The 19,584-nt window shown below is 42.4% G+C and carries 16 protein-coding genes, 1 tRNA gene and 1 pseudogene; 2 read left to right on the forward strand and 16 right to left on the reverse strand.

The genetic code is table 11. The annotated features are described in order from the left end of the window. Positions 1 to 17: 17 nt before the first annotated feature. The 4 genes from FTU39_RS07455 to FTU39_RS07470 form a co-directional block, all read right to left on the reverse strand. Positions 18 to 362 (reverse strand): lysozyme inhibitor LprI family protein, encoded by a 345-nt coding sequence (locus FTU39_RS07455; protein ID WP_136144750.1) that lies wholly within the window; start codon positions 360 to 362, stop codon positions 18 to 20. A gap of 172 nt (positions 363 to 534) precedes the next feature. Next, positions 535 to 1,155, reverse strand: a complete 621-nt coding sequence (locus tag FTU39_RS07460; protein ID WP_136144749.1) for an OmpW family protein — start codon at positions 1,153 to 1,155, stop codon at positions 535 to 537. Positions 1,156 to 1,727: 572 nt separating this feature from the next. Further along, entirely contained in the window at positions 1,728 to 3,104 is a 1,377-nt protein-coding gene (locus FTU39_RS07465; protein ID WP_179996317.1) for a Na+/H+ antiporter family protein, read from the reverse strand. Positions 3,105 to 3,195: 91 nt separating this feature from the next. Next, positions 3,196 to 4,086 (reverse strand): alpha/beta fold hydrolase, encoded by an 891-nt coding sequence (locus FTU39_RS07470; RefSeq protein ID WP_180051946.1) that lies wholly within the window; start codon positions 4,084 to 4,086, stop codon positions 3,196 to 3,198. A 121-nt stretch (positions 4,087 to 4,207) separates the two neighbouring features. On the opposite strand from FTU39_RS07470, the gene FTU39_RS07475 reads away from it, so the two are divergent. Continuing rightward, the gene (locus tag FTU39_RS07475; RefSeq protein ID WP_096902327.1) at positions 4,208 to 4,693 is read left to right on the forward strand and encodes a DUF4442 domain-containing protein; all 486 of its coding nucleotides are present in this window, start codon (positions 4,208 to 4,210) and stop codon (positions 4,691 to 4,693) included. A gap of 208 nt (positions 4,694 to 4,901) precedes the next feature. Further along, entirely contained in the window at positions 4,902 to 5,753 is an 852-nt protein-coding gene (locus FTU39_RS07480; RefSeq protein ID WP_096902328.1) for an alpha/beta hydrolase, read from the forward strand. Between the two features lie 102 nt (positions 5,754 to 5,855). On the opposite strand, the gene FTU39_RS07485 is transcribed toward FTU39_RS07480, so the two are convergent. From FTU39_RS07485 to FTU39_RS07540, 12 genes and pseudogenes are all read right to left on the reverse strand, one after another. Continuing rightward, positions 5,856 to 6,212 (reverse strand): DNA transfer protein p32, encoded by a 357-nt coding sequence (locus FTU39_RS07485; RefSeq protein WP_096902329.1) that lies wholly within the window; start codon positions 6,210 to 6,212, stop codon positions 5,856 to 5,858. A 109-nt stretch (positions 6,213 to 6,321) separates the two neighbouring features. After that, positions 6,322 to 6,882, reverse strand: a complete 561-nt coding sequence (locus FTU39_RS07490; protein ID WP_154321134.1) for a hypothetical protein — start codon at positions 6,880 to 6,882, stop codon at positions 6,322 to 6,324. A gap of 151 nt (positions 6,883 to 7,033) precedes the next feature. Continuing rightward, complete coding sequence (rpoC, locus tag FTU39_RS07495; RefSeq protein WP_180051947.1) at positions 7,034 to 11,233, reverse strand: DNA-directed RNA polymerase subunit beta'; 4,200 nt, start codon at positions 11,231 to 11,233, stop codon at positions 7,034 to 7,036. Between the two features lie 157 nt (positions 11,234 to 11,390). Further along, positions 11,391 to 15,479 carry a DNA-directed RNA polymerase subunit beta gene (gene rpoB / locus FTU39_RS07500; protein WP_168417621.1) on the reverse strand — a complete coding sequence of 1,363 codons (4,089 nt, stop codon included), beginning with the start codon at positions 15,477 to 15,479 and terminating at the stop codon, positions 11,391 to 11,393. Between the two features lie 307 nt (positions 15,480 to 15,786). Then, entirely contained in the window at positions 15,787 to 16,158 is a 372-nt protein-coding gene (gene rplL / locus FTU39_RS07505; RefSeq protein WP_168417622.1) for a 50S ribosomal protein L7/L12, read from the reverse strand. Positions 16,159 to 16,206: 48 nt separating this feature from the next. Next, the gene (gene rplJ, locus FTU39_RS07510) at positions 16,207 to 16,713 is read right to left on the reverse strand and encodes a 50S ribosomal protein L10 (RefSeq protein WP_019836123.1); all 507 of its coding nucleotides are present in this window, start codon (positions 16,711 to 16,713) and stop codon (positions 16,207 to 16,209) included. Between the two features lie 319 nt (positions 16,714 to 17,032). Continuing rightward, complete coding sequence (gene rplA / locus FTU39_RS07515; RefSeq protein ID WP_180051948.1) at positions 17,033 to 17,728, reverse strand: 50S ribosomal protein L1; 696 nt, start codon at positions 17,726 to 17,728, stop codon at positions 17,033 to 17,035. Between the two features lie 3 nt (positions 17,729 to 17,731). After that, the gene (gene rplK / locus FTU39_RS07520) at positions 17,732 to 18,160 is read right to left on the reverse strand and encodes a 50S ribosomal protein L11 (RefSeq protein ID WP_004975771.1); all 429 of its coding nucleotides are present in this window, start codon (positions 18,158 to 18,160) and stop codon (positions 17,732 to 17,734) included. 116 nt (positions 18,161 to 18,276) lie between these two features. Continuing rightward, positions 18,277 to 18,810: a transcription termination/antitermination protein NusG gene (gene nusG / locus FTU39_RS07525; RefSeq protein ID WP_004975770.1), complete on the reverse strand. Its 534-nt coding sequence runs from the start codon at positions 18,808 to 18,810 to the stop codon at positions 18,277 to 18,279. 7 nt (positions 18,811 to 18,817) lie between these two features. Beyond that, a complete protein-coding gene (gene secE, locus FTU39_RS07530) occupies positions 18,818 to 19,258 on the reverse strand; it encodes a preprotein translocase subunit SecE (RefSeq protein WP_004975769.1) in 441 nt (146 codons plus the stop codon). Positions 19,259 to 19,331: 73 nt separating this feature from the next. After that, positions 19,332 to 19,407 (reverse strand) — tRNA-Trp (locus tag FTU39_RS07535). Positions 19,408 to 19,458: 51 nt separating this feature from the next. Further along, a pseudogene (locus FTU39_RS07540) lies at positions 19,459 to 19,584 on the reverse strand (elongation factor Tu); the annotation flags it as partial.

Here is a 19,584-nt window from a genome sequence, read left to right on the forward strand (position 1 = left end):
CCTAAACCCAGAAAAATTTAAAAAGGCGCACGTTGATAGACCTGATTTAAATGATCCTCTAATTTCTGCTGACGCAAATTATACACTTGGGTTAAACAATCGACGGAAGCGCCACAACGATCACGCAACTCTAACCAGCGAAATTGTTCATCACGAATTTGTGAACGCGTCCCCATGGCGACCAAACGGCTGACGATACGATAGGTGGTTGCCATTTTCACATCGGCATCATTAACCGCACGATGTTCACAAATGGCATACTCCGTTTGTGTTTTGGCTTTCTCACAAGAAAAACTCGCCGCATGCCCCGCGACACTCAGCATTAAACCAACACCCACAAGCCAACCGTATTTTATCAACATGAATCAATTCCTTCTTTATCGTTCTTTACTTTATCTTTCAGACTGTAAATGAACATGGCACATGCACTCAATTTTTTCATTCGATTCATTTGTTATTTTTTGCAATAAAAAACCCCATCATAAAGATGGGGTTGCGCTGATTTTTATTATTATAAAGAGCTACGTTTTATGATTAGAATTTGTAGCTATAACCGATGGTATACACCATTGGGTCGATGTCTAAATCAAACTTAGCCGCCGTTGCACCTGCAGCCGTTTTAGCAGTTACTTCTGGACTCAATTGTGCATAACGTGCATCAAAGAACACACCCCAGTTTTTCGCATCAGCTGGCTGGAAGTTAAAACCAACTTGACCTGCAAAACCAAAGTCTTCTTTAACTTTTACATCCAAAGAAGCTAAAGCACCTGACGTTTTTTCATCCCAAGCAACAAATGCTGTACCACCCACCCCAATGTATGGGGTAAAACCAGTTGAGTTTTTAAAGTGATATTTTGCAGTTAGTGTTGGCGGTAAGTGCTTAATTTTTACAACATCATTACCATTTAGAGCTACATCATGACTAATTGGTGCAGCCAATAAAAGCTCTGTAGAGATATTGTCATTAAAGAAATATTCTACTGAAGGCGTAAATGCATATTCATGGTCAGCCTCAAAAGTACCAAGTGCAGGGTTTGTAACATTCGTATCAGCAGTTGGAGAAATAACAGAACCACCAACTTTAACTTGCCATTGACCAGCCATTGCAGAAGCAGACATACCCATTAATGCAATTAGAGCAACTTGCTTTAACATTTTAAAACCACCTTTAGAATAAAAATCTTAACGCTTAATTAATATTAAACATGACTGCTATTAATATGCAACACATATTAAACATATATTTTAAATTATTTTACAACTCATTCATTATTATATAAATTTACTTTAAATAGACCAAATTACTTGGTTTTAAAACCCGAGTTAATTAATAAAGTTTATATTATTATTTCCCGACTATATTACTCAATTTTATTTAAAATTAAATTAAAATATCTATTTAAAATACATCTTGTATTTATTTAAAAATTAAACAAATTTATTTTAAATTAATTAATTCACTCAGAATTTTCTATTTTTAAATCATAGAAAATCAATAAAAATTATTAAAATTAAATAAAGAGAATTAAAATCATCTTCATTCTAATATTAGAAGTTAATTACAACGAAAATGAATCATTCTGTTTGAAGATTTTAAATCGTGTATTGAGATTCAATCGGCAGATGCAAGGATGAATTTGAGAAAGATTCTTCTTGTCGTTTTAGCACGATGCTGCAACGTGCCCAACCTATTCTGAACACGTGTGCTTACAAATTTTGGTGATGATTTACAGCACCATCGCTGCAATCCAGCCAAAAATAATCAGTGGAATATTAAAGTGAATAAAAGTCGGTACCACACTGTCTTTCATGTGGTCGTGCTGCCCATCCATATTTAAACCCGAAGTTGGCCCCAAGGTTGAATCCGATGCTGGAGAACCCGCATCTCCTAAGGCTGCTGCTGTACCAATAATCGCAATGGTTGCTGCAGGGCTAAAACCGAACTGCAAACATAAAGGCACATAAATAATCGCTAAAATAGGCACGGTAGAGAAAGATGAGCCAATCCCCAAGGTGATTAACAAACCAATCAATAACATTAAAAATGCAGCCAAAGCTTTGCTATTGCCAATCCATTCCACCGACGCTTCTACCAAAGCAGGCACTTGATTAGTCGCTTCAATCACTGAAGCGAAACCTTGTGCAGCAATCATAATAAAGCCGATGAGTGCCATCATACGCATACCTGTAATGATCACATCATCTGCTTCTTTCCATTTGAAAATTCCCGCACAGCTTAAAATGGCAACACCCACCAAACCTGCCAGAATCATCGAATCTGAATACAATTGCACCGCCAAGGTTGCAATAATCGCAAACACTGCCATCCACAAGGTAAATTTTGCAATCTGAGGCGCTTGTAGGGTTGGCGCGGCGGTATTTGCATTGAGCTCACTCGAAATGCTTTGGGTACGCTCTACCTGCACATCTTGATAATGTCGAGGCTTACGATAGCTCACAAACAACGCGATCAATAGCCCAATAAACATCCCAAACACAGGAATAAACATGGCAGCAGGAATATCTTCATTTTGAATGGCAAAACCATACGGAGCACCAAAGGTGTTGATATTGTGCGCCAAAATATCATTCAGAAAGATTGCACCGAAACCCACAGGAACAAACATATAGGTGGCAACCAAACCAAAAGTCAGCAAACAAACCACTGCACGACGGTCTAGGTTTAAATGATTGAAAACACTTAATAAAGGTGGAATCAATACAGGAATAAATGCAATATGTACAGGGATTAAGTTTTGTGAAAATACCGCTGCCAAAGCCACAGTAAAATAAATCAGATATTTAACGCGGTTCTGTACCTTAGTATTACTGCCACCTGTTAAAGTGCGAATCAGCTTATACGCCAATAAGTCTGGCAAACCTGAACGTGCCAAAGCCAAAGCAAATGCACCTAAAATACCGTAAGCAAGAGCAATTTTAGCGCCACCACCTAAACCATTATTAAACGCATCTAAAGTGCCTTGTAAGCCTAAACCAGCCAGTAAACCACCTGAGACTGCACCAATAACCAAGGCAAAAACCACAGGCACACGAGCCAACGACAATCCGAACATGATTGCAATGGCAGCAAGAATTGCGAACATAAGAGATGAAAATTCAAAAAAGAAGCTATTTTATCAGAGATTATGCAGATTGGAGTTGACCAAACATTCAACTCCGACAAGCGTTTCTGATTTAAATTGCTGCAGCATGTGAATTTGCATGACCTAAAGCAAAATCACGGATGGCAGTAGCAACTGCTTGCGGCTGACTAAGAATCGCCCAGTGATTAGCTGCCAACTCTACACGTTGAAAATCATCTACCCAAAGCGACATTTCATCAATCAATTCAGCACCCACAAATTGATCATATTTCAAGACAATAGCTTGCACAGGACAAATTGCATAACGTTGACGCGGCTTTAATAAACGTGGGATAAAATTGGCACGATATAAATTGACGCCATAGCGCCCATCTTTGCGGATATTAGGATTGACCGGAATATCTTGATCGCGTTCTAAGCGCATCACTACCTGACGCCATTGTTCAGGTTGAAAGAACTGCCAAACTGTAGGCGCAAGTGCAGGAAGTTGAAAGGCAGCAATATACCAAGATTTACGCATTTGTTTGAAAAATTTAATTTTATTTTCAGAAAACTGCTTACGCATCCAGAACGCTGCATGATCCAAACATGGGCCTGAAATACTGCTGTACGATAAAATTCGTCCCTTTAATTCTGGATCCGTCACTGCTTCCCAAGACTGAATTGAACCCCAGTCATGAGCTGCCAAGTGAAATGCACGCTGCCCCAAAACGGCATTAGCAACAGCCATTAAATCTGCAGCCAATTGAGCCAAGCTATAGGCACGAATGGATTTGGGAATGGAGGATTGTCCCGCACCACGTACATCGTAACTCACCACATAAAAATCTTGTACCAACACGGCAATCACGCGTTTCCAGACTACTTGGTTATCTGGATAGCCATGCAGCAAAATCAATGCAGGTGCTGTTTTTTCACCCCAAGTTTTGACATAAAGCTGTTGTCGATCAGAGGTTTCAATCCATTGCGTTTGCGCTTGCATAAACATCTTTTTTATTTTTATTCACCTTTGTTGCACTCAGCATAACAAAACATGCCATATTGATGCCTAAATTTTAGACTAATATAAGGCATCCAGACTTGAAAGATATAGTTAAAATCATATGAATCTGCTTAAAAAACTACAAAGTATTCCACTTATTTCTAAATATTTTTTAAATCGTTATGCACCCTATCGCGGTGCAGGTATTGAAATTGATCAAATCGATTTAGCCAACCACCATGTCCGTGTCAAAATGCCACTCACCCGCAAAAATCAAAATATTGTCGGCGTACATTTTGGCGGCAGCCTCTATTCTATGGTCGATCCTTTCTATATGCTCATTCTGATGCATCACTTGGGTTCAACATATATTGTTTGGGATAAAGCGGCAACGATTCATTTCCTTGCCCCAGGACGCAGTACGGTGTATGCCGATATTCGCCTGAGTGCCGCTGAAGTCGAGGAAATCAAACAGATCGCAGAAGACTATGCGCCTCTGACACGTCAATATACGCTCAATATTGTCGATGAATCAGGTGTTCGAATTGCAGAAGTGCATAAAACTTTATATATCCGACGTAAAAAGCCCAAAGCCGTAGCAACGTAATTTTTAGCTCACATAAAAATGCAGAATCTAATGATTCTGCGTTGTTGGTAATATTATTTTAATCAAAAGACAAAAAGATCAATGTCACCGACAAACTTCTCTACTCTTTTTGAGCAGGTATGAATTAATTAACGTATTACAGTTGATACATCAGTGGATCATAAAAATTATAAACATTGATAGTATTTAAAATTAAAGGATTATTAAAATGAAAAAAAATCTTGTGCCAATCTTTTCCCTACTTTGTTTCTATTCATCGACATCCCTCCATGCTTTGGTGCCGAATACATTTACCAAAGTCCAGACTTTGAAAAATGTGGCTTATGGATCTCATCCTCAACAAGTGATGGATGTCTATTTCCCTGCCAAAGTACTCACAGATCAAACACCAGCCCCGCTCATGATGATGGTCCATGGCGGTGCTTGGAAAATGGGTGATAAAAATCATGCTGCTGTGGTCAAAAATAAGCTGAGTTACTGGACCAAGCAAAACTGGATTTTTGTGTCTATCAACTATAGATTAGTTCCAGATGTGACCGTACAGCAGCAAACTCAGGATATCGCCCAAGCGCTTATTTATATCCAAAATCAGGCACCGCATTGGCATGCTGACTCAAAACGCTTGGTGCTGATGGGACATTCTGCGGGCGCACACCTGGTCAGTCTATTAACCGTTCGCCCCCATTGGCTGGCACCCCAGCCACAGCCTTGGCGTGCTACAGTTGCTTTAGATAGCGCGGCTTATGATATAGAAAAGATAATGCAAACACGTCATGCACGTTTTTATGATCAAGCCTTTGGTGATCAACCTTCCAACTGGAAAGCCCTTTCTCCGATAGCTCAGCTACATCAAGCTTTACCTGCATTTCTCGCGGTGTGCTCAACCATCCGTGCAGATCAACCCTGTACTCAAGCTCGACAATTTATTCAACAAGCACAGAAATTCGGAACTCAAACCCAGTTATTGCCTGTCCGACTTTCACATGCTGAAATCAACAAGTCATTGGGACAAAATAATGCTTATACTCAAGCAGTCAATCAATTTATCCAAACGCATTAATTTTTCAGCTAGCGCATAAAAAACGCAGAATCATAAGACTCTGCGTTGGATGTACTGAAATATAAATACTTCAGTAGGATGGCATGGCTGTTCGTATTCAGATTAACGCTTTTGCTCGATGGCTGCACCAGCACCACCACCAACAGCACCACCGATTGCAGCGCCTGCATTACCACCTATCACTTCTTTACCTAAAATTGAACCAATCGCACCGCCAATTCCACTATAGGTTGCGTTACGGTTAGAACCATCTTGGGTTTTACTTCCAACTGCTGCACCTGCACCTGCGCCTGCTGCTGCACCAACACTACCACCTACGCTGTTACCCGCTGCGCCACCAACGGCACCGCCTAATGCTGCTGCACCAATACGTTGGTCATTTGAACTCATGCTCTCACAACCCGCCATTAACATGGTCGATACTGTGGCAACTGCCAATACGCTAAATACTTTTTTCATCGCGATGTCTCCCCGCTGTTGTTGATTTTAAGTGTAGTGCATCTTGCGGCATCAACTTTGAAAAATCTGTTACCAAGCACAGTAAGATATGAGTATTTCTGTAAAATGCTTAAGGCATCATAAAGGATTCTGTACCCTCTTCTTCAAGTACCACCACATCACGTGTGGTTTTACCATCTTCAGTAAACACAGCATGAGAAACTGTTTCTTTGCTTTCAGGCGTTTTGACCCGATCCAGTTTTAATGTGCGATGAATTGGCGCCTGCCCCTGCTTATATTCCATGCCTTCTGCATCAATCGTTTTCACTTCAGAAATGACTTTACCATCCTGCTTTAGGGTTTTATTCAACTCAATTTTTGAGGTTGGTACAATCACCCCACCTTTTTGAATCACAGGAATACCCAATTGTTTCTCTGAAAACTGTGCTTGATCATCATCAAAAACAACTTCCTTTGCCACAATATCTTTACCCTGATTGCTCACTTCAAAAATCGTGGCTTCTACATGGCGTATAGGCTTTTCACCTGTCACTGTACGAATCACTTCAGTTTTTAGAATAGGCACAATGGCTTTGTCTTTCACCACAATGCTGTTTGGCATTGGTGCAGCCGAAACAGACACACTCAGTAGCATTGCCGATAAACACAGTGTCAGTCCTCTAAATTGCATAAGCTATCCCCTTAGTTTTCTTGATATTTTTAAATTGTTCTTAATTCACTATATGCAATATTGCGGCTTTATTAAAGCAAAATATGCAACTAAAACGTTGGCAAAAAAAAGACGCCTCGAAAGGCGTCTTTAAATGATGCTTTAAAACGAATTAGAGATCATTAAATTCATCGCTAAATGCTTGGCTTAATGCTTGATCTACATCAGAGAAATCATTCACTAATGCCAATTCAGCAGCTTCAGCTTCTTGACGACGACGCTCTAAGTGGTAAGCAAGACCCGTACCTGCTGGGATCAAACGACCCACAACAACGTTCTCTTTCAAGCCACGTAAATCATCTTCTTTACCTGTTACAGCCGCTTCAGTTAACACACGTGTAGTTTCCTGGAACGATGCAGCAGAAATGAACGAGTCTGTTGAAAGCGATGCTTTGGTGATACCCATCAATTGACGTTCAAACTTCGCTGGGAACTTGTTTTGTGCAAGTACAGCTTGGTTTTCTTGTACCACGCGAATGTAATCCACTTGTTCGCCTTTGATGAAGCTCGTATCGCCACCATCGGTGATTTCAACTTTACGCAACATTTGACGCACGATGACTTCAATGTGCTTATCGTTAATTTTTACACCTTGTAAGCGGTAAACGTCTTGAACTTCGTTCACGATGTAGTTGGTTAATGCCACTTCACCTTTCAAGCGTAAGATGTCATGTGGGTTTTGTGGACCATCAGAAATGGTTTCACCACGGTTCACATGCTCACCTTCAAACACGTTGATGTTACGCCATTTTGGAATCAACTCTTCGTAAATCTCAGAGCCATCATCTGGTGTAATCACTAAACGGTTCTTACCTTTGGTTTCTTTACCAAAGCTCACGATACCTGACACTTCTGCAAGAATCGCATGCTCTTTTGGTTTACGTGCTTCAAATAAGTCTGCAACGCGTGGTAAACCACCGGTAATATCACGAGTACGTGAAGATTCTTGTGGTACACGACCAATAACGTCACCCACACCGATATTTTCGCCATCACGGACAGAAAGAATCGTGTTCTGTGGCAAGAAGTAGAACTGTTCGCCACCATCCACAGTGTCTAATACCACAGCAGGACGTAAGTCTTTACCTGACGCAGGACGTGAAGTCACTGGCAAGATTTCAACTGTGGTCATACCTGTTGCATCATCAGTTTTCGAGGTTGCAGTCACGCCATCAGCAATTTGGCTGAAACGGATTTTACCCGCAACTTCGGTCACAAGTGGATGCGTGTGTGGATCCCAAGTCGCCACAATGCCGCCAGCTTCTACCGCTTCGCCATCTTTGAGCAAGATTGACGCACCGTATGGCAGTTTATAACGCTCACGCTCACGACCTAACTCATCGGCAATACCAATTTCACCTGAACGTGAAACAGATACCAAGTGACCTTTAGCGTGTTGTACAGTTTTCACGTTATGGAAACGTACTGAACCTTTGTTACGCACTTGTACGCTATTGGCTGCAGAAGTTCGGCTTGCCGCACCACCCACGTGGAATGTACGCATGGTTAACTGTGTACCTGGCTCACCAATCGATTGAGCAGCCATTACACCCACAGATTCACCTGGATTCACCAAGTGACCACGTGCTAGGTCACGACCATAACACTTCGCACATACACCAAAGGTCGATTCACAAGATACCACTGAACGTACTTTTACTTCATCGACACCTTGCTCTTCTAAGAAGTTAGCAAGTTTTTCATCAATGAGTGTGTTACGTGGCAGAATAACTTCGTCTGAACCCGCTTTCTTCACATCTTCTGCAGTTACACGACCTAATACACGCGTACCAAGGTTTTCAATGACATCACCACCTTGAATGAATGGTGTCATCACTAAACCGCCATAAGTACCGCAATCTGGCTCAGTAATTACCAAGTCTTGTGCAACGTCAACCAAACGACGTGTCAAGTAACCTGAGTTCGCTGTTTTCAATGCGGTATCGGCCAAACCTTTACGCGCACCGTGAGTTGAAATGAAGTACTGAAGTACCGTCAAACCTTCACGGAAGTTCGCTTTAATTGGCGTTTCAATGATCGAACCATCTGGTTTCGCCATCAAACCACGCATACCCGCCAACTGACGAATCTGTGCCGCACTACCACGCGCACCTGAATCCGACATCATGTAGATCGAGTTGAATGATTTTTGCTTCTCGTCTTCACCCTGTTTGTTTTTCACAGTTGTGAATGACAAGTTGTCCATCATCGCTTTAGCAACTTGGTCGTTGGTACGTGCCCAAATATCGACCACTTTGTTATAACGCTCACCCGCAGTTACGAAGCCTTGCTCGAACTGTTGTTCAATTTCACGAACTTCAGTTTCTGCTTTTTCAATAATTTCTTGTTTTTGTGGTGGAATAACCATGTCTTCCATACCCACAGAAACACCTGAACGTGTCGCTTGACGGAAGCCCAAGTACATCAATTGGTCTGCAAAAATAACCGTGTCTTTTAGACCTAATTTACGGTAGCAAGAGTTGATTAACTTTGAGATGTTCTTTTTGTTCATCTCTAGGTTAATTTGCTCGAAGCTTAAACCTTCAGGCACAACTTCCCAAAGCAAGCAGCGACCTGGTGTCGTATCTACAACAATAGTTTGTTGCTCACGCTCACCATTTTCATTGATTACGGTTTGGTGTACACGTGCTTTTACGCGAGCGTGTAAGTCAACTTGACCCGTTGCAAGTGCACGGTTTACTTCGTGCGTATCTGCAAACACCATGCCTTCACCTTTGGCATTGATTGCATCACGCGTGATGTAATACAAGCCCAACACCACGTCCTGAGATGGTACGATGATTGGTTCACCGTTCGCAGGAGACAAGATGTTGTTGGTGGACATCATTAACGCACGCGCTTCTAATTGCGCTTCAAGCGTTAATGGTACGTGTACCGCCATTTGGTCACCGTCGAAGTCGGCGTTAAACGCAGCACAAACGAGTGGGTGTAGACGGATGGCTTTACCTTCAATCAGGATCGGTTCAAATGCTTGAAGACCCAAACGGTGAAGTGTAGGCGCACGGTTCAACATCACTGGGTGTTGACGAATCACAGAGGCAAGTACGTCCCAAACTTCTGGGGTTTCGCGCTCAACCATTTTCTTCGCAGCTTTAATGGTGGTAGCTTGACCTGAAGCTTGTAGTTTCGCAAAGATGAATGGCTTGAACAGTTCAAGTGCCATTTTCTTCGGAAGACCGCACTGGTGTAAACGTAGGTTTGGACCAACGGTAATCACCGAACGACCTGAATAGTCAACACGCTTACCAAGTAAGTTTTGACGGAAACGACCTTGCTTACCTTTGATCATATCTGCCAAAGATTTAAGCGGACGCTTGTTTGAACCTGTGATTGCACGACCACGACGACCGTTATCTAACAAGGCATCAACAGACTCTTGTAACATACGTTTTTCGTTACGTACGATGATGTCTGGCGCTGCAAGGTCAAGAAGACGCTTCAAACGGTTGTTACGGTTAATCACACGACGATAAAGATCGTTCAAGTCAGACGTCGCAAAACGACCACCTTCAAGTGGAACCAACGGACGAAGATCTGGTGGAAGTACAGGCAGTACATTCATCACCATCCATTCTGGCTTGTTGTTCGACTCTTTGAACGCTTCCATCAACTTCAAACGCTTAGACGCTTTTTTCAGCTTAGTTTCTGAAGTTGTTTGTGGAATTTCTTCACGTAAACGAGCAATTTCAGCTTCAAGATCGATGTCTTTTAACAAGTCTTGAACTGCTTCAGCACCCATTTTCGCAGTGAATTCATCACCATGCTCTTCTAGAGCATTGAAGTATTCTTCGTCATTGAGAAGTTGATATTTCTCAAATGGCGTCATACCTGGGTCAGTAACCACATAAGATTCGAAATACAATACGCGCTCGATATCACGTAAAGTCATATCAAGTAATAAACCAATACGGCTTGGTAATGATTTCAAGAACCAAATGTGTGCAACTGGAGAAGCGAGTTCGATGTGACCCATACGCTCACGACGAACTTTTGCAGTCGTTACTTCAACGCCACATTTTTCACAAATGACGCCTTTGTATTTCATACGCTTGTATTTACCACACAAGCATTCGTAATCTTTTACTGGACCAAAAATTTTGGCACAGAATAAACCATCACGTTCAGGCTTAAACGTACGATAGTTAATGGTTTCTGGCTTTTTAACTTCACCGTGAGACCATGACTTAATCATTTCTGGTGACGCAAGACCAATACGGATGCGGTCAAACTCTACTGGAGCATGACCGTCTGAATCCGTCTTTTTGCGCATGATATCGAGCAAGTCTTTCAATTTTTTTCTCCGTGTGCTGGGAGGCTGTTTTCACATCCCAACTGGGTCACAAATATTGTTTTTTAACTGAGTTTTAATCCCCCTTAATCCCCCTTTTTCAAAGGGGGAAAAGTCCCTCTTTTATAAAGAGGGATTTAGGGAGATTTAATGGAGATGCTTAGTCACCATTTTTCAGTTCAATGTTGATACCTAAAGAACGGATCTCTTTGGTCAATACGTTAAACGATTCAGGCATACCTGGGTCCATATAATGGTTACCATCTACAATGTTCTTATAGATACGGGTACGACCTTCAACGTCATCCGACTTCACAGTGAGCATTTCTTGCAGCGTATAAGCAGCACCGTATGCTTCAAGTGCCCAGACTTCCATCTCACCGAAACGCTGACCACCGAATTGTGCCTTACCACCTAACGGCTGTTGCGTTACAAGTGAGTAAGAACCTGTAGAACGTGCATGCATCTTGTCATCTACCAAGTGGTTAAGTTTGAGCATGTACATATAACCTACAGTCACAGGACGGTCGAATTTCTCGCCTGTACGTCCATCATACAATACGGTCTGACCAGAACGTGGTAATTCAGCAAGTTCAAGCAATTCTTTGATTTGACCTTCTTCAGCACCATCAAATACTGGAGTAGCCAATGGAACACCTGCACGCAAGTTACCCGCCAATACCAAGATTTCATCATCAGTTAAGCTGTCAAGATCTTCTTGCTCGCCACCCACTTTGTTATAAATCTTGTCTAGGAACGCACGTAGTTCAGCAATCTCACGTTGTTGTTTGAGCATCTTGTCAATTTGCTCACCCAAACCTTTGGCTGCCATACCCAAGTGTGTTTCAAGAATCTGACCCACGTTCATACGAGATGGTACACCTAGTGGGTTCAATACGATGTCAACAGGTACACCGTTAGCATCGTGCGGCATGTCTTCTACTGGCAAGATGTTAGATACAACACCTTTGTTACCGTGACGACCCGCCATCTTATCACCCGGTTGGATGCGACGTTTAACAGCCAAGTACACCTTAACAACTTTCAACACGCCTGTAGTGAGCTCATCGCCTGTAGAAAGTTTACGTTTCTTCTCAGCAAATTTCTCATCAATTTCAAAGCTCTTCTCTTTCAAGAAGGTTTGAATTTGCGTTAAGCGTTCAGCAATCGCTTCATCACTTGGTTGAATTTCAAGTAAATCCACTAAAGCCAAGCCTGACAACATATCTTCAGAAAGCTTGTCGCCACGTTTGGTTGTACCGCCACCGTTAGACTCTTGGCCTTTCAATAAACGGATGATACGTTCACGTGCAGCTTCTTCAAAGATTTTGTATTCTTCTTTCAAGTCTTTGCGATATGCATCTAACTGTGCTTTTTCAATTGCTTGCGCACGTTCGTCTTTTTCAAGACCATCGCGGGTAAACACTTGAACGTCAATCACTGTACCTTTAGTACCTGATGGCACGCGAAGCGATGAATCTTTAACGTCAGCCGCTTTTTCACCAAAGATTGCACGAAGCAATTTTTCTTCAGGTGTTAATTGCGTTTCACCTTTAGGTGTTACTTTACCTACAAGGATATCGCCCGCAGTCACTTCAGCACCAATATAAACAATACCTGACTCGTCTAATTTAGACAGTGCAGCTTCGCCTACGTTTGGAATATCAGCTGTGATTTCTTCAGCACCCAATTTGGTATCACGTGCAACACATGACAATTCTTGAATGTGAATCGACGTTAGACGGTCTTCTTGAAGTACACGCTCAGAAAGCAAGATCGAGTCTTCGTAGTTATAACCATTCCAAGTCATGAACGCAACGCGCATGTTCTGACCAAGCGCAAGCTCACCGCCATCAGTCGATGGGCCGTCAGCCAATACATCACCACGACCAACCTTATCACCCATCTTCACCAAAACTTTTTGGTTAATACAAGTGTTCTGGTTCGAACGCGTGTATTTGATCAGGTTGTAGATATCCACACCTGCTTCACCTGCGATCATTTCTTCTTCGTTAACACGAATCACCACACGTGACGCATCAACATATTCAATACGACCACCACGTTTCGCGATCACACATACACCTGAGTCATGCGCTACGTTGGCTTCCATACCTGTACCAACAAGTGGCTTGTCGGCAATTAAAGTTGGAACCGCTTGACGTTGCATGTTCGAACCCATCAAGGCACGGTTGGCGTCATCGTGCTCAAGGAATGGAATCAGTGATGCTGCAACAGAAACAACCTGTTGTGCAGATACGTCCATGTGCGTTACACGCTCTGGTGGCATACGCACGAAATCACCTTGGTGACGTACAGATACGAATTCTTCTGTTAAGTTGCCATCTTGGTCTACGCTTGAATCCGCTTGCGCAATAATTGTGCCGACTTCTTCAATTGCAGATAAGTATTCAACTTCTTCAGTCACACGGCCTTCAACGACTTTACGGTATGGTGTTTCCAAGAAACCAAAATTGTTGGCTTTGGCATACACAGAAAGTGAGTTAATCAAACCAATGTTTGGACCTTCAGGCGTTTCAATTGGACATACACGACCATAGTGAGTTTGGTGTACGTCACGCACCTCAAAGCCTGCGCGTTCACGTGTCAAACCACCTGGACCAAGCGCAGATACACGACGCTTATGCGTGATTTCAGACAATGGGTTGTTTTGGTCCATGAACTGAGACAATTGGCTTGAACCAAAGAATTCTTTGATTGCAGCAGCCACTGGCTTCGCGTTGATTAAATCTTGCGGAGACAAGTTGTCTGTTTCAGCTTGAGACAAACGCTCTTTAACAGCACGTTCTACACGCACTAAACCAACACGGAATTGGTTTTCTGTCATCTCACCTACTGAACGCACGCGACGGTTACCTAAGTGGTCGATGTCGTCGACTTCACCTTTACCGTTACGGATTTCAATTAAGGTTTTCAGTACGTCGGTAATGTCTTCATTTGACAAAATACCTTCAACTTCACGCGACTTCTGATCTGTACCCACTTCGTAAGGACGACCCAAACGACGGTTAAACTTCATACGACCAACTGGCGATAAATCATAACGCTCAGAAGAGAAGAACAAGTTATTGAACAGATTTTCAGCGGCTTCTTTCGTTGGTGGCTCACCTGGACGCATCACTTTGTAGATTTCTACAAGCGCATCTTCACGACCCGTTGTAGTATCTGCACGTAAAGTATCGGCAATGAAAGAACCACGGTCGATGTCATTGGTGAACAGAATATTGAACTGTTTTACGCCGCCTTCAGCAATTTTAACCATGACTTCATGGCTTAACAGCGTGTTTGCAGCAATCACTTCGCCATCACGTAAAGCAATGTCTTCTGCCGTGATGCGTTCGTACAAGTATTCATCTGGAACTGAAAGTTTTTCTAGGCCAGCAGCTTCCATTTGACGTACGTGACGCGCATTAATACGTTTACCTTGTTCAACAATCACTTTACCGTCAGCATCAGTGATGTCGAATTGCGCCATTTCGCCACGTAAGCGTTCTGGTACAAGGTCAATCTGGTAGCTACCCATGTCTAAGTAGACAGGTACTTTCTCAAAGAACAAGTCTAGGATTTGTTCGTTGCTATAACCTAATGCACGCAATACCACAGTCGCTAATAATTTACGACGACGGTCAATACGTACATACACCAAGTCTTTGGCATCGAATTCAAAGTCTAACCATGAGCCACGGTAAGGAATGATACGTGCTGAATACAACACTTTACCGCTCGAGTGGGTTTTACCTTTATCGTGGTCAAAGAACACACCTGGTGAACGGTGTAATTGAGATACGATCACACGCTCGGTACCGTTAATTACGAAAGTACCGTTATCCGTCATTAAAGGCATTTCGCCCATATAGACTTCTTGTTCACGCACATCTTTGATTGATTTTGTTTCGCGATCTTTAATGATCAAACGAATTTTTACGCGCATTGGTGCCGCATAAGTTGAGCCGCGAAGAATACACTCACGCACGTCAAACTCAGGCTTACCAAGACTATACTCAACAAATTCTAAAGCAGCATTGCCAGAATAACTTTCTATAGGAAAAACTGAACGAAATGCGGCTTGGAGACCGATATCTTCGCGGCTTTTTGGAGTTTTGCCATCTTGTAGAAATGTACGGTACGAGTCGACTTGAATCGAAAGCAAGTACGGTGCATCCATCACTTGGGGCAATTTACCAAAATTCTTACGGATCCGTTTCTTTTCGGTATATGAGTATGCCATCTGGAGTCCTCGGAAAGTAAACTAAACCCGCCTGCAGAACGGGTTTAGAAGGAATTACGCAGGCCGATATGGCCACCACTCTTTACAAATGCTGCAATTTTTAGTGGTATTAAAACGCTTAACAATATTTTCAAATGTGGAAAAATATTGGTAAGCGTTTGATTATATTGATTTATATTCTTTTTGATGGTTTTTCCATCATTCAAACAAAAATCGAGCCGATAATTGTAACGCAAAAAGGCTGATGACCCAAGAGCCATCAGCCATTTTTTGGAGCCGATTGTAAAAAAATCGACTCCCCTTAAGATTACTTAAGTGTAACTGTAGCACCAGCTTCTTCAAGTTTCTTCTTAAGCTCTTCACCTTCTTCTTTAGAAACAGCTTCTTTGATCACTGAAGGAGCGCCTTCAACGATGTCTTTAGCTTCTTTAAGACCAAGGCCAGTAGCTTCACGAACTGCTTTAATTACAGCAACTTTGTTCGCACCGAAAGAAGTCAACTCAACGTTGAATTCTGATTGCTCTTCTGCAGCACCAGCAGCAGCGCCAGGAGCAGCAGCAACAGCTACAGCAGCAGCTGATACATTGAATTTCTCTTCAAAAGCAGAGATAAGTTCAACAAGTTCAAGAACAGTTTTTTCAGCAACTGCGTTTAAGATTTCTTCGTTAGTTAAAGCCATGAGAATAACTCCAAATGGAAATTGAATGGTGTGGAAATAAATTTCAGCTTATGCAGCTTCTGACTCGTTTTTCTCTTTGAGCGCAGTAATAAGGCGACCCAATTTCGAAATAGGAGCTTGAAGAACGTTTGCAAGCATAGTAAGCGCTTTTTCTTGGTTCGGAAGATTCGCAATTACGCTAACTTCAGCACCTTGGTAAAGTTTGCCGTCAAATGCAGCAGCTTTAAGTTCAAATGCTTTGTTTGTTTTAGCGAATTCTTCGAACAAGCGTGCAGCTGCACCCATGTCGTCTTCAGAAGTCGAGAAAGCTAAAATTGTTGGGCCAACAAGGTTGTCGTTCAAGATCGTGAATTGCGTATCTTGAAGAGCGCGTTTTGCCAAAGTATTACGTACAACACGTGTAGTAACGCCTAATTTACGCGCTTCAACACGTAGAGCCGTTAATTGCTCAACGCTTAAACCCTGATAGTCAGCAACAACAGCTGAGAACGCTTTAGAAGCAACTTCGTTTACTTCTGCTACGATCTGTTTTTTGTCTTCGATAAGAAGAGCCATTGTAAAACCTCCTAACGGTGATTTATGTACTTACACGAAGTACACTCCCAATTCGTAAATTCAAAACTGAATTTACACGCGGAGGATGAATAAATCACACCACCGCGTCTACCCAGGCTGGGATATTAAGAAAGCAGCATAAAACCACTTTCGCCTGAGGTCTTTGACGCTGATAAATTCTCATTTACCAATTCAAAGTCCGCCTGAATATCCCCTCTCCTGCTAGGAGAGGCTAGGGAGATGTTTAACTCTCATCCCAACCTTCTCCCAGAGGAAGAAGGAGACTTTTCAGGACTTTAAAATTCTTGCTAAGTCAGACTTAGTTAGAAACGTTTTGTACATCAATAGTAAGACCAGGGCCCATAGTTGAGCTTAAAGTGATCTTTTTGATGTAAACACCTTTAGAAGTTGCAGGCTTTAACTTTTTCAAGTCAGCAACTAAAGTTTCAACGTTTGAACGAACAGCTTCAGCAGTAAAACCTACTTGGCCAATCGCAGCGTGGATGATACCCGCTTTGTCTACACGGTAACGTGCTTGACCTGCTTTTGCATTTTTAACTGCAGTTGCAACGTCAGGAGTTACAGTACCCACTTTAGGGTTTGGCATTAAGCCACGTGGACCAAGAATCGTACCCAACTTACCTACTACGCGCATTGCATCCGGAGCTGCAATCACAACGTCAAAGTCAAGGTTACCCGCTTGAATGCTTTCAGCTAAGTCGTCGAAACCAACCACGTCTGCGCCTTCAGCTTTAGCAGCTTCTGCAGCAGCACCTTGAGCGAAAACAGCTACACGTACAGTTTTACCAGTACCTGCAGGAAGTGTAGTCGCACCACGAACAACCTGATCAGATTTACGTGGGTCAACACCTAGGTTTACCGCAACATCCAAAGATTCTTTGAATTTAGCAGCAGGAAGGTTGTTTAGAACTTCAACTGCTTCTTCCAAAGTGTAAACTTTGTTTGCTTCTACAGCAGCAGCAATGGCTTTTTGACGTTTAGTTAACTTTGCCATGTCTTATAGCTCCACATCCAAGCCCATAGAACGTGCAGAACCAGCAATGGTACGCACACGTGCTTCTAAATCAGCACCAGTTAAATCTGGTTCTTTAGTAGTCGCGATTTCTTCTAATTGAGCACGAGTCAACTTACCAACTTTGTTTTTGTTAGGTACAGCTGAACCCTTTTGAATGCCTGCAGCTTTCTTAAGAAGAATTGCAGCAGGAGGAGTTTTCATGATGAATGTGAACGACTTGTCGTTGTACACAGTGATCACTACAGGAATTGGCAAACCTGGTTCAACTTTTTGTGTAGCAGCATTGAATTCTTTACAGAATGCCATGATGTTAACACCACGTTGACCTAATGCAGGACCAATTGGTGGAGATGGATTCGCTTTACCAGCTGGAACTTGCAGCTTGATATAGCCGTCAATCTTCTTAGCCATTTCAAATTACCTCTGGGTACAAACGCCGCTAGGCTCCCCAATATTTTAAGTAACGATACCGTTACAACAACAATGCCCGATTCATCATAAATCGGGCGTTTTCCAACCACTCAAACTTAAACGGATTTTTCGACTTGACGAAATTCCAGCTCAACCTGAGTAGGTCGATTAAATACATTAATTGTCAACGTTAAACGTGACTTCTCGTATTGAACTTCTTCCACCACGCCTTTAAAGTCGGTGAATGGACCATCAATCACAAGTAATTCTTCGCCTGGTTCAAACATCGTCTTCGGACGAGGTGCTTCACCAGTATTGCGTACACGTGCAAGAATCGCGTCAGCTTCTTTTTGCGTAATTGGGGCAGGCTTTTCTGCTGTACCACCAATAAAACCTAAAACTTTTGGACACTCTTTAACAATGTGCCAAGTTTCATCGTTCATTTCCATTTCAACCAATACATAGCCTGGAAAGAACTTACGCTCTGACTTACGTTTCTTACCATCCTTCATTTCTACCACTTCTTCGGTAGGAACAAGGACTTCACCAAAGCTATCGGCAACAGCGCTACGCTGGATTCGATCATTAAGCGAACGCATCACTTGTTTTTCATAACCTGAGTAGGCATGAATAATGTACCAACGTTTCATAGCTCTTTTACCCGATAATTAACTTGATTGCCCAGCCTAACAAATAGTCAAAACACCACAATACAATTGAAGTGACTACAACAACAATCAATACATGCCATGACGTTGTTACAGTTTCCTGTTTAGTAGGCCAAGTGACTCGACGTAACTCAATACGTGAATCTTTAAGCAAACGAACAAAGCCTTTGCCTTGATGGGTGGCGTATAATAAACCTAAAGCCACAACGATACAAGCCAAAATTACCCCAACACGCACCCAAATATCATTGGCTGGTGCCCAATACGCAGGAAGATGCTGATTCACCATCATCGAAGCGATGAATAAAATCAAAGCGATACCCCACAACACGTAGTCTAATGGAGAACTCGATTGAACAACTTCAGCAGAATTATTTCTTTGAGGGATTGGCGCGTCGCTTAATGCGTCACGCGATTTATCATTCGACATTTTTGTACTCGTCGTAGAATTCGCGACTTATTATATGACTAGATTAGCCGACATCAAGCTTTTTTAAAAAAAGTGGCAGGCCAGGAGGGACTCGAACCCCCAACATTCGGTTTTGGAGACCGACGCTCTACCAATTGAACTACTGACCTACAAAACAGAACGAGAGCCAAAGCTCTCGACCTGTTTAACACATTCTATAATTATGCTGTTACTTTAGCAACAACACCAGCACCTACAGTACGACCACCTTCACGGATCGCAAAACGTAGACCTGGGTCCATTGCGATTGGGTGGATTAATTCTACTGACATTTCAACGTTGTCACC

The sequence above is a fragment of the Acinetobacter sp. YH12099 genome, from assembly GCF_013419195.1.
In the GTDB taxonomy this organism is placed as follows: domain Bacteria; phylum Pseudomonadota; class Gammaproteobacteria; order Pseudomonadales; family Moraxellaceae; genus Acinetobacter; species Acinetobacter towneri.

Bases quoted from the DNA above. Each gene is read 5' to 3' on its own strand.
- FTU39_RS07455 (WP_136144750.1), bottom strand. From the start codon at position 362: ATGTTGATAAAATACGGTTGGCTTGTGGGTGTTGGTTTAATGCTGAGT.
- FTU39_RS07460 (WP_136144749.1), bottom strand. From the start codon at position 1,155: ATGTTAAAGCAAGTTGCTCTAATTGCATTAATGGGTATGTCTGCTTCT.
- FTU39_RS07465 (WP_179996317.1), bottom strand. From the start codon at position 3,104: ATGTTCGCAATTCTTGCTGCCATTGCAATCATGTTCGGATTGTCGTTG.
- FTU39_RS07470 (WP_180051946.1), bottom strand. From the start codon at position 4,086: ATGCAAGCGCAAACGCAATGGATTGAAACCTCTGATCGACAACAGCTT.
- FTU39_RS07475 (WP_096902327.1), top strand. From the start codon at position 4,208: ATGAATCTGCTTAAAAAACTACAAAGTATTCCACTTATTTCTAAATAT.
- FTU39_RS07480 (WP_096902328.1), top strand. From the start codon at position 4,902: ATGAAAAAAAATCTTGTGCCAATCTTTTCCCTACTTTGTTTCTATTCA.
- FTU39_RS07485 (WP_096902329.1), bottom strand. From the start codon at position 6,212: ATGAAAAAAGTATTTAGCGTATTGGCAGTTGCCACAGTATCGACCATG.
- FTU39_RS07490 (WP_154321134.1), bottom strand. From the start codon at position 6,882: ATGCAATTTAGAGGACTGACACTGTGTTTATCGGCAATGCTACTGAGT.
- rpoB (WP_168417621.1), bottom strand. From the start codon at position 15,479: ATGGCATACTCATATACCGAAAAGAAACGGATCCGTAAGAATTTTGGT.
- rplL (WP_168417622.1), bottom strand. From the start codon at position 16,158: ATGGCTTTAACTAACGAAGAAATCTTAAACGCAGTTGCTGAAAAAACT.
- rplJ (WP_019836123.1), bottom strand. From the start codon at position 16,713: ATGGCTCTTCTTATCGAAGACAAAAAACAGATCGTAGCAGAAGTAAAC.
- rplA (WP_180051948.1), bottom strand. From the start codon at position 17,728: ATGGCAAAGTTAACTAAACGTCAAAAAGCCATTGCTGCTGCTGTAGAA.
- rplK (WP_004975771.1), bottom strand. From the start codon at position 18,160: ATGGCTAAGAAGATTGACGGCTATATCAAGCTGCAAGTTCCAGCTGGT.
- nusG (WP_004975770.1), bottom strand. From the start codon at position 18,810: ATGAAACGTTGGTACATTATTCATGCCTACTCAGGTTATGAAAAACAA.
- secE (WP_004975769.1), bottom strand. From the start codon at position 19,258: ATGTCGAATGATAAATCGCGTGACGCATTAAGCGACGCGCCAATCCCT.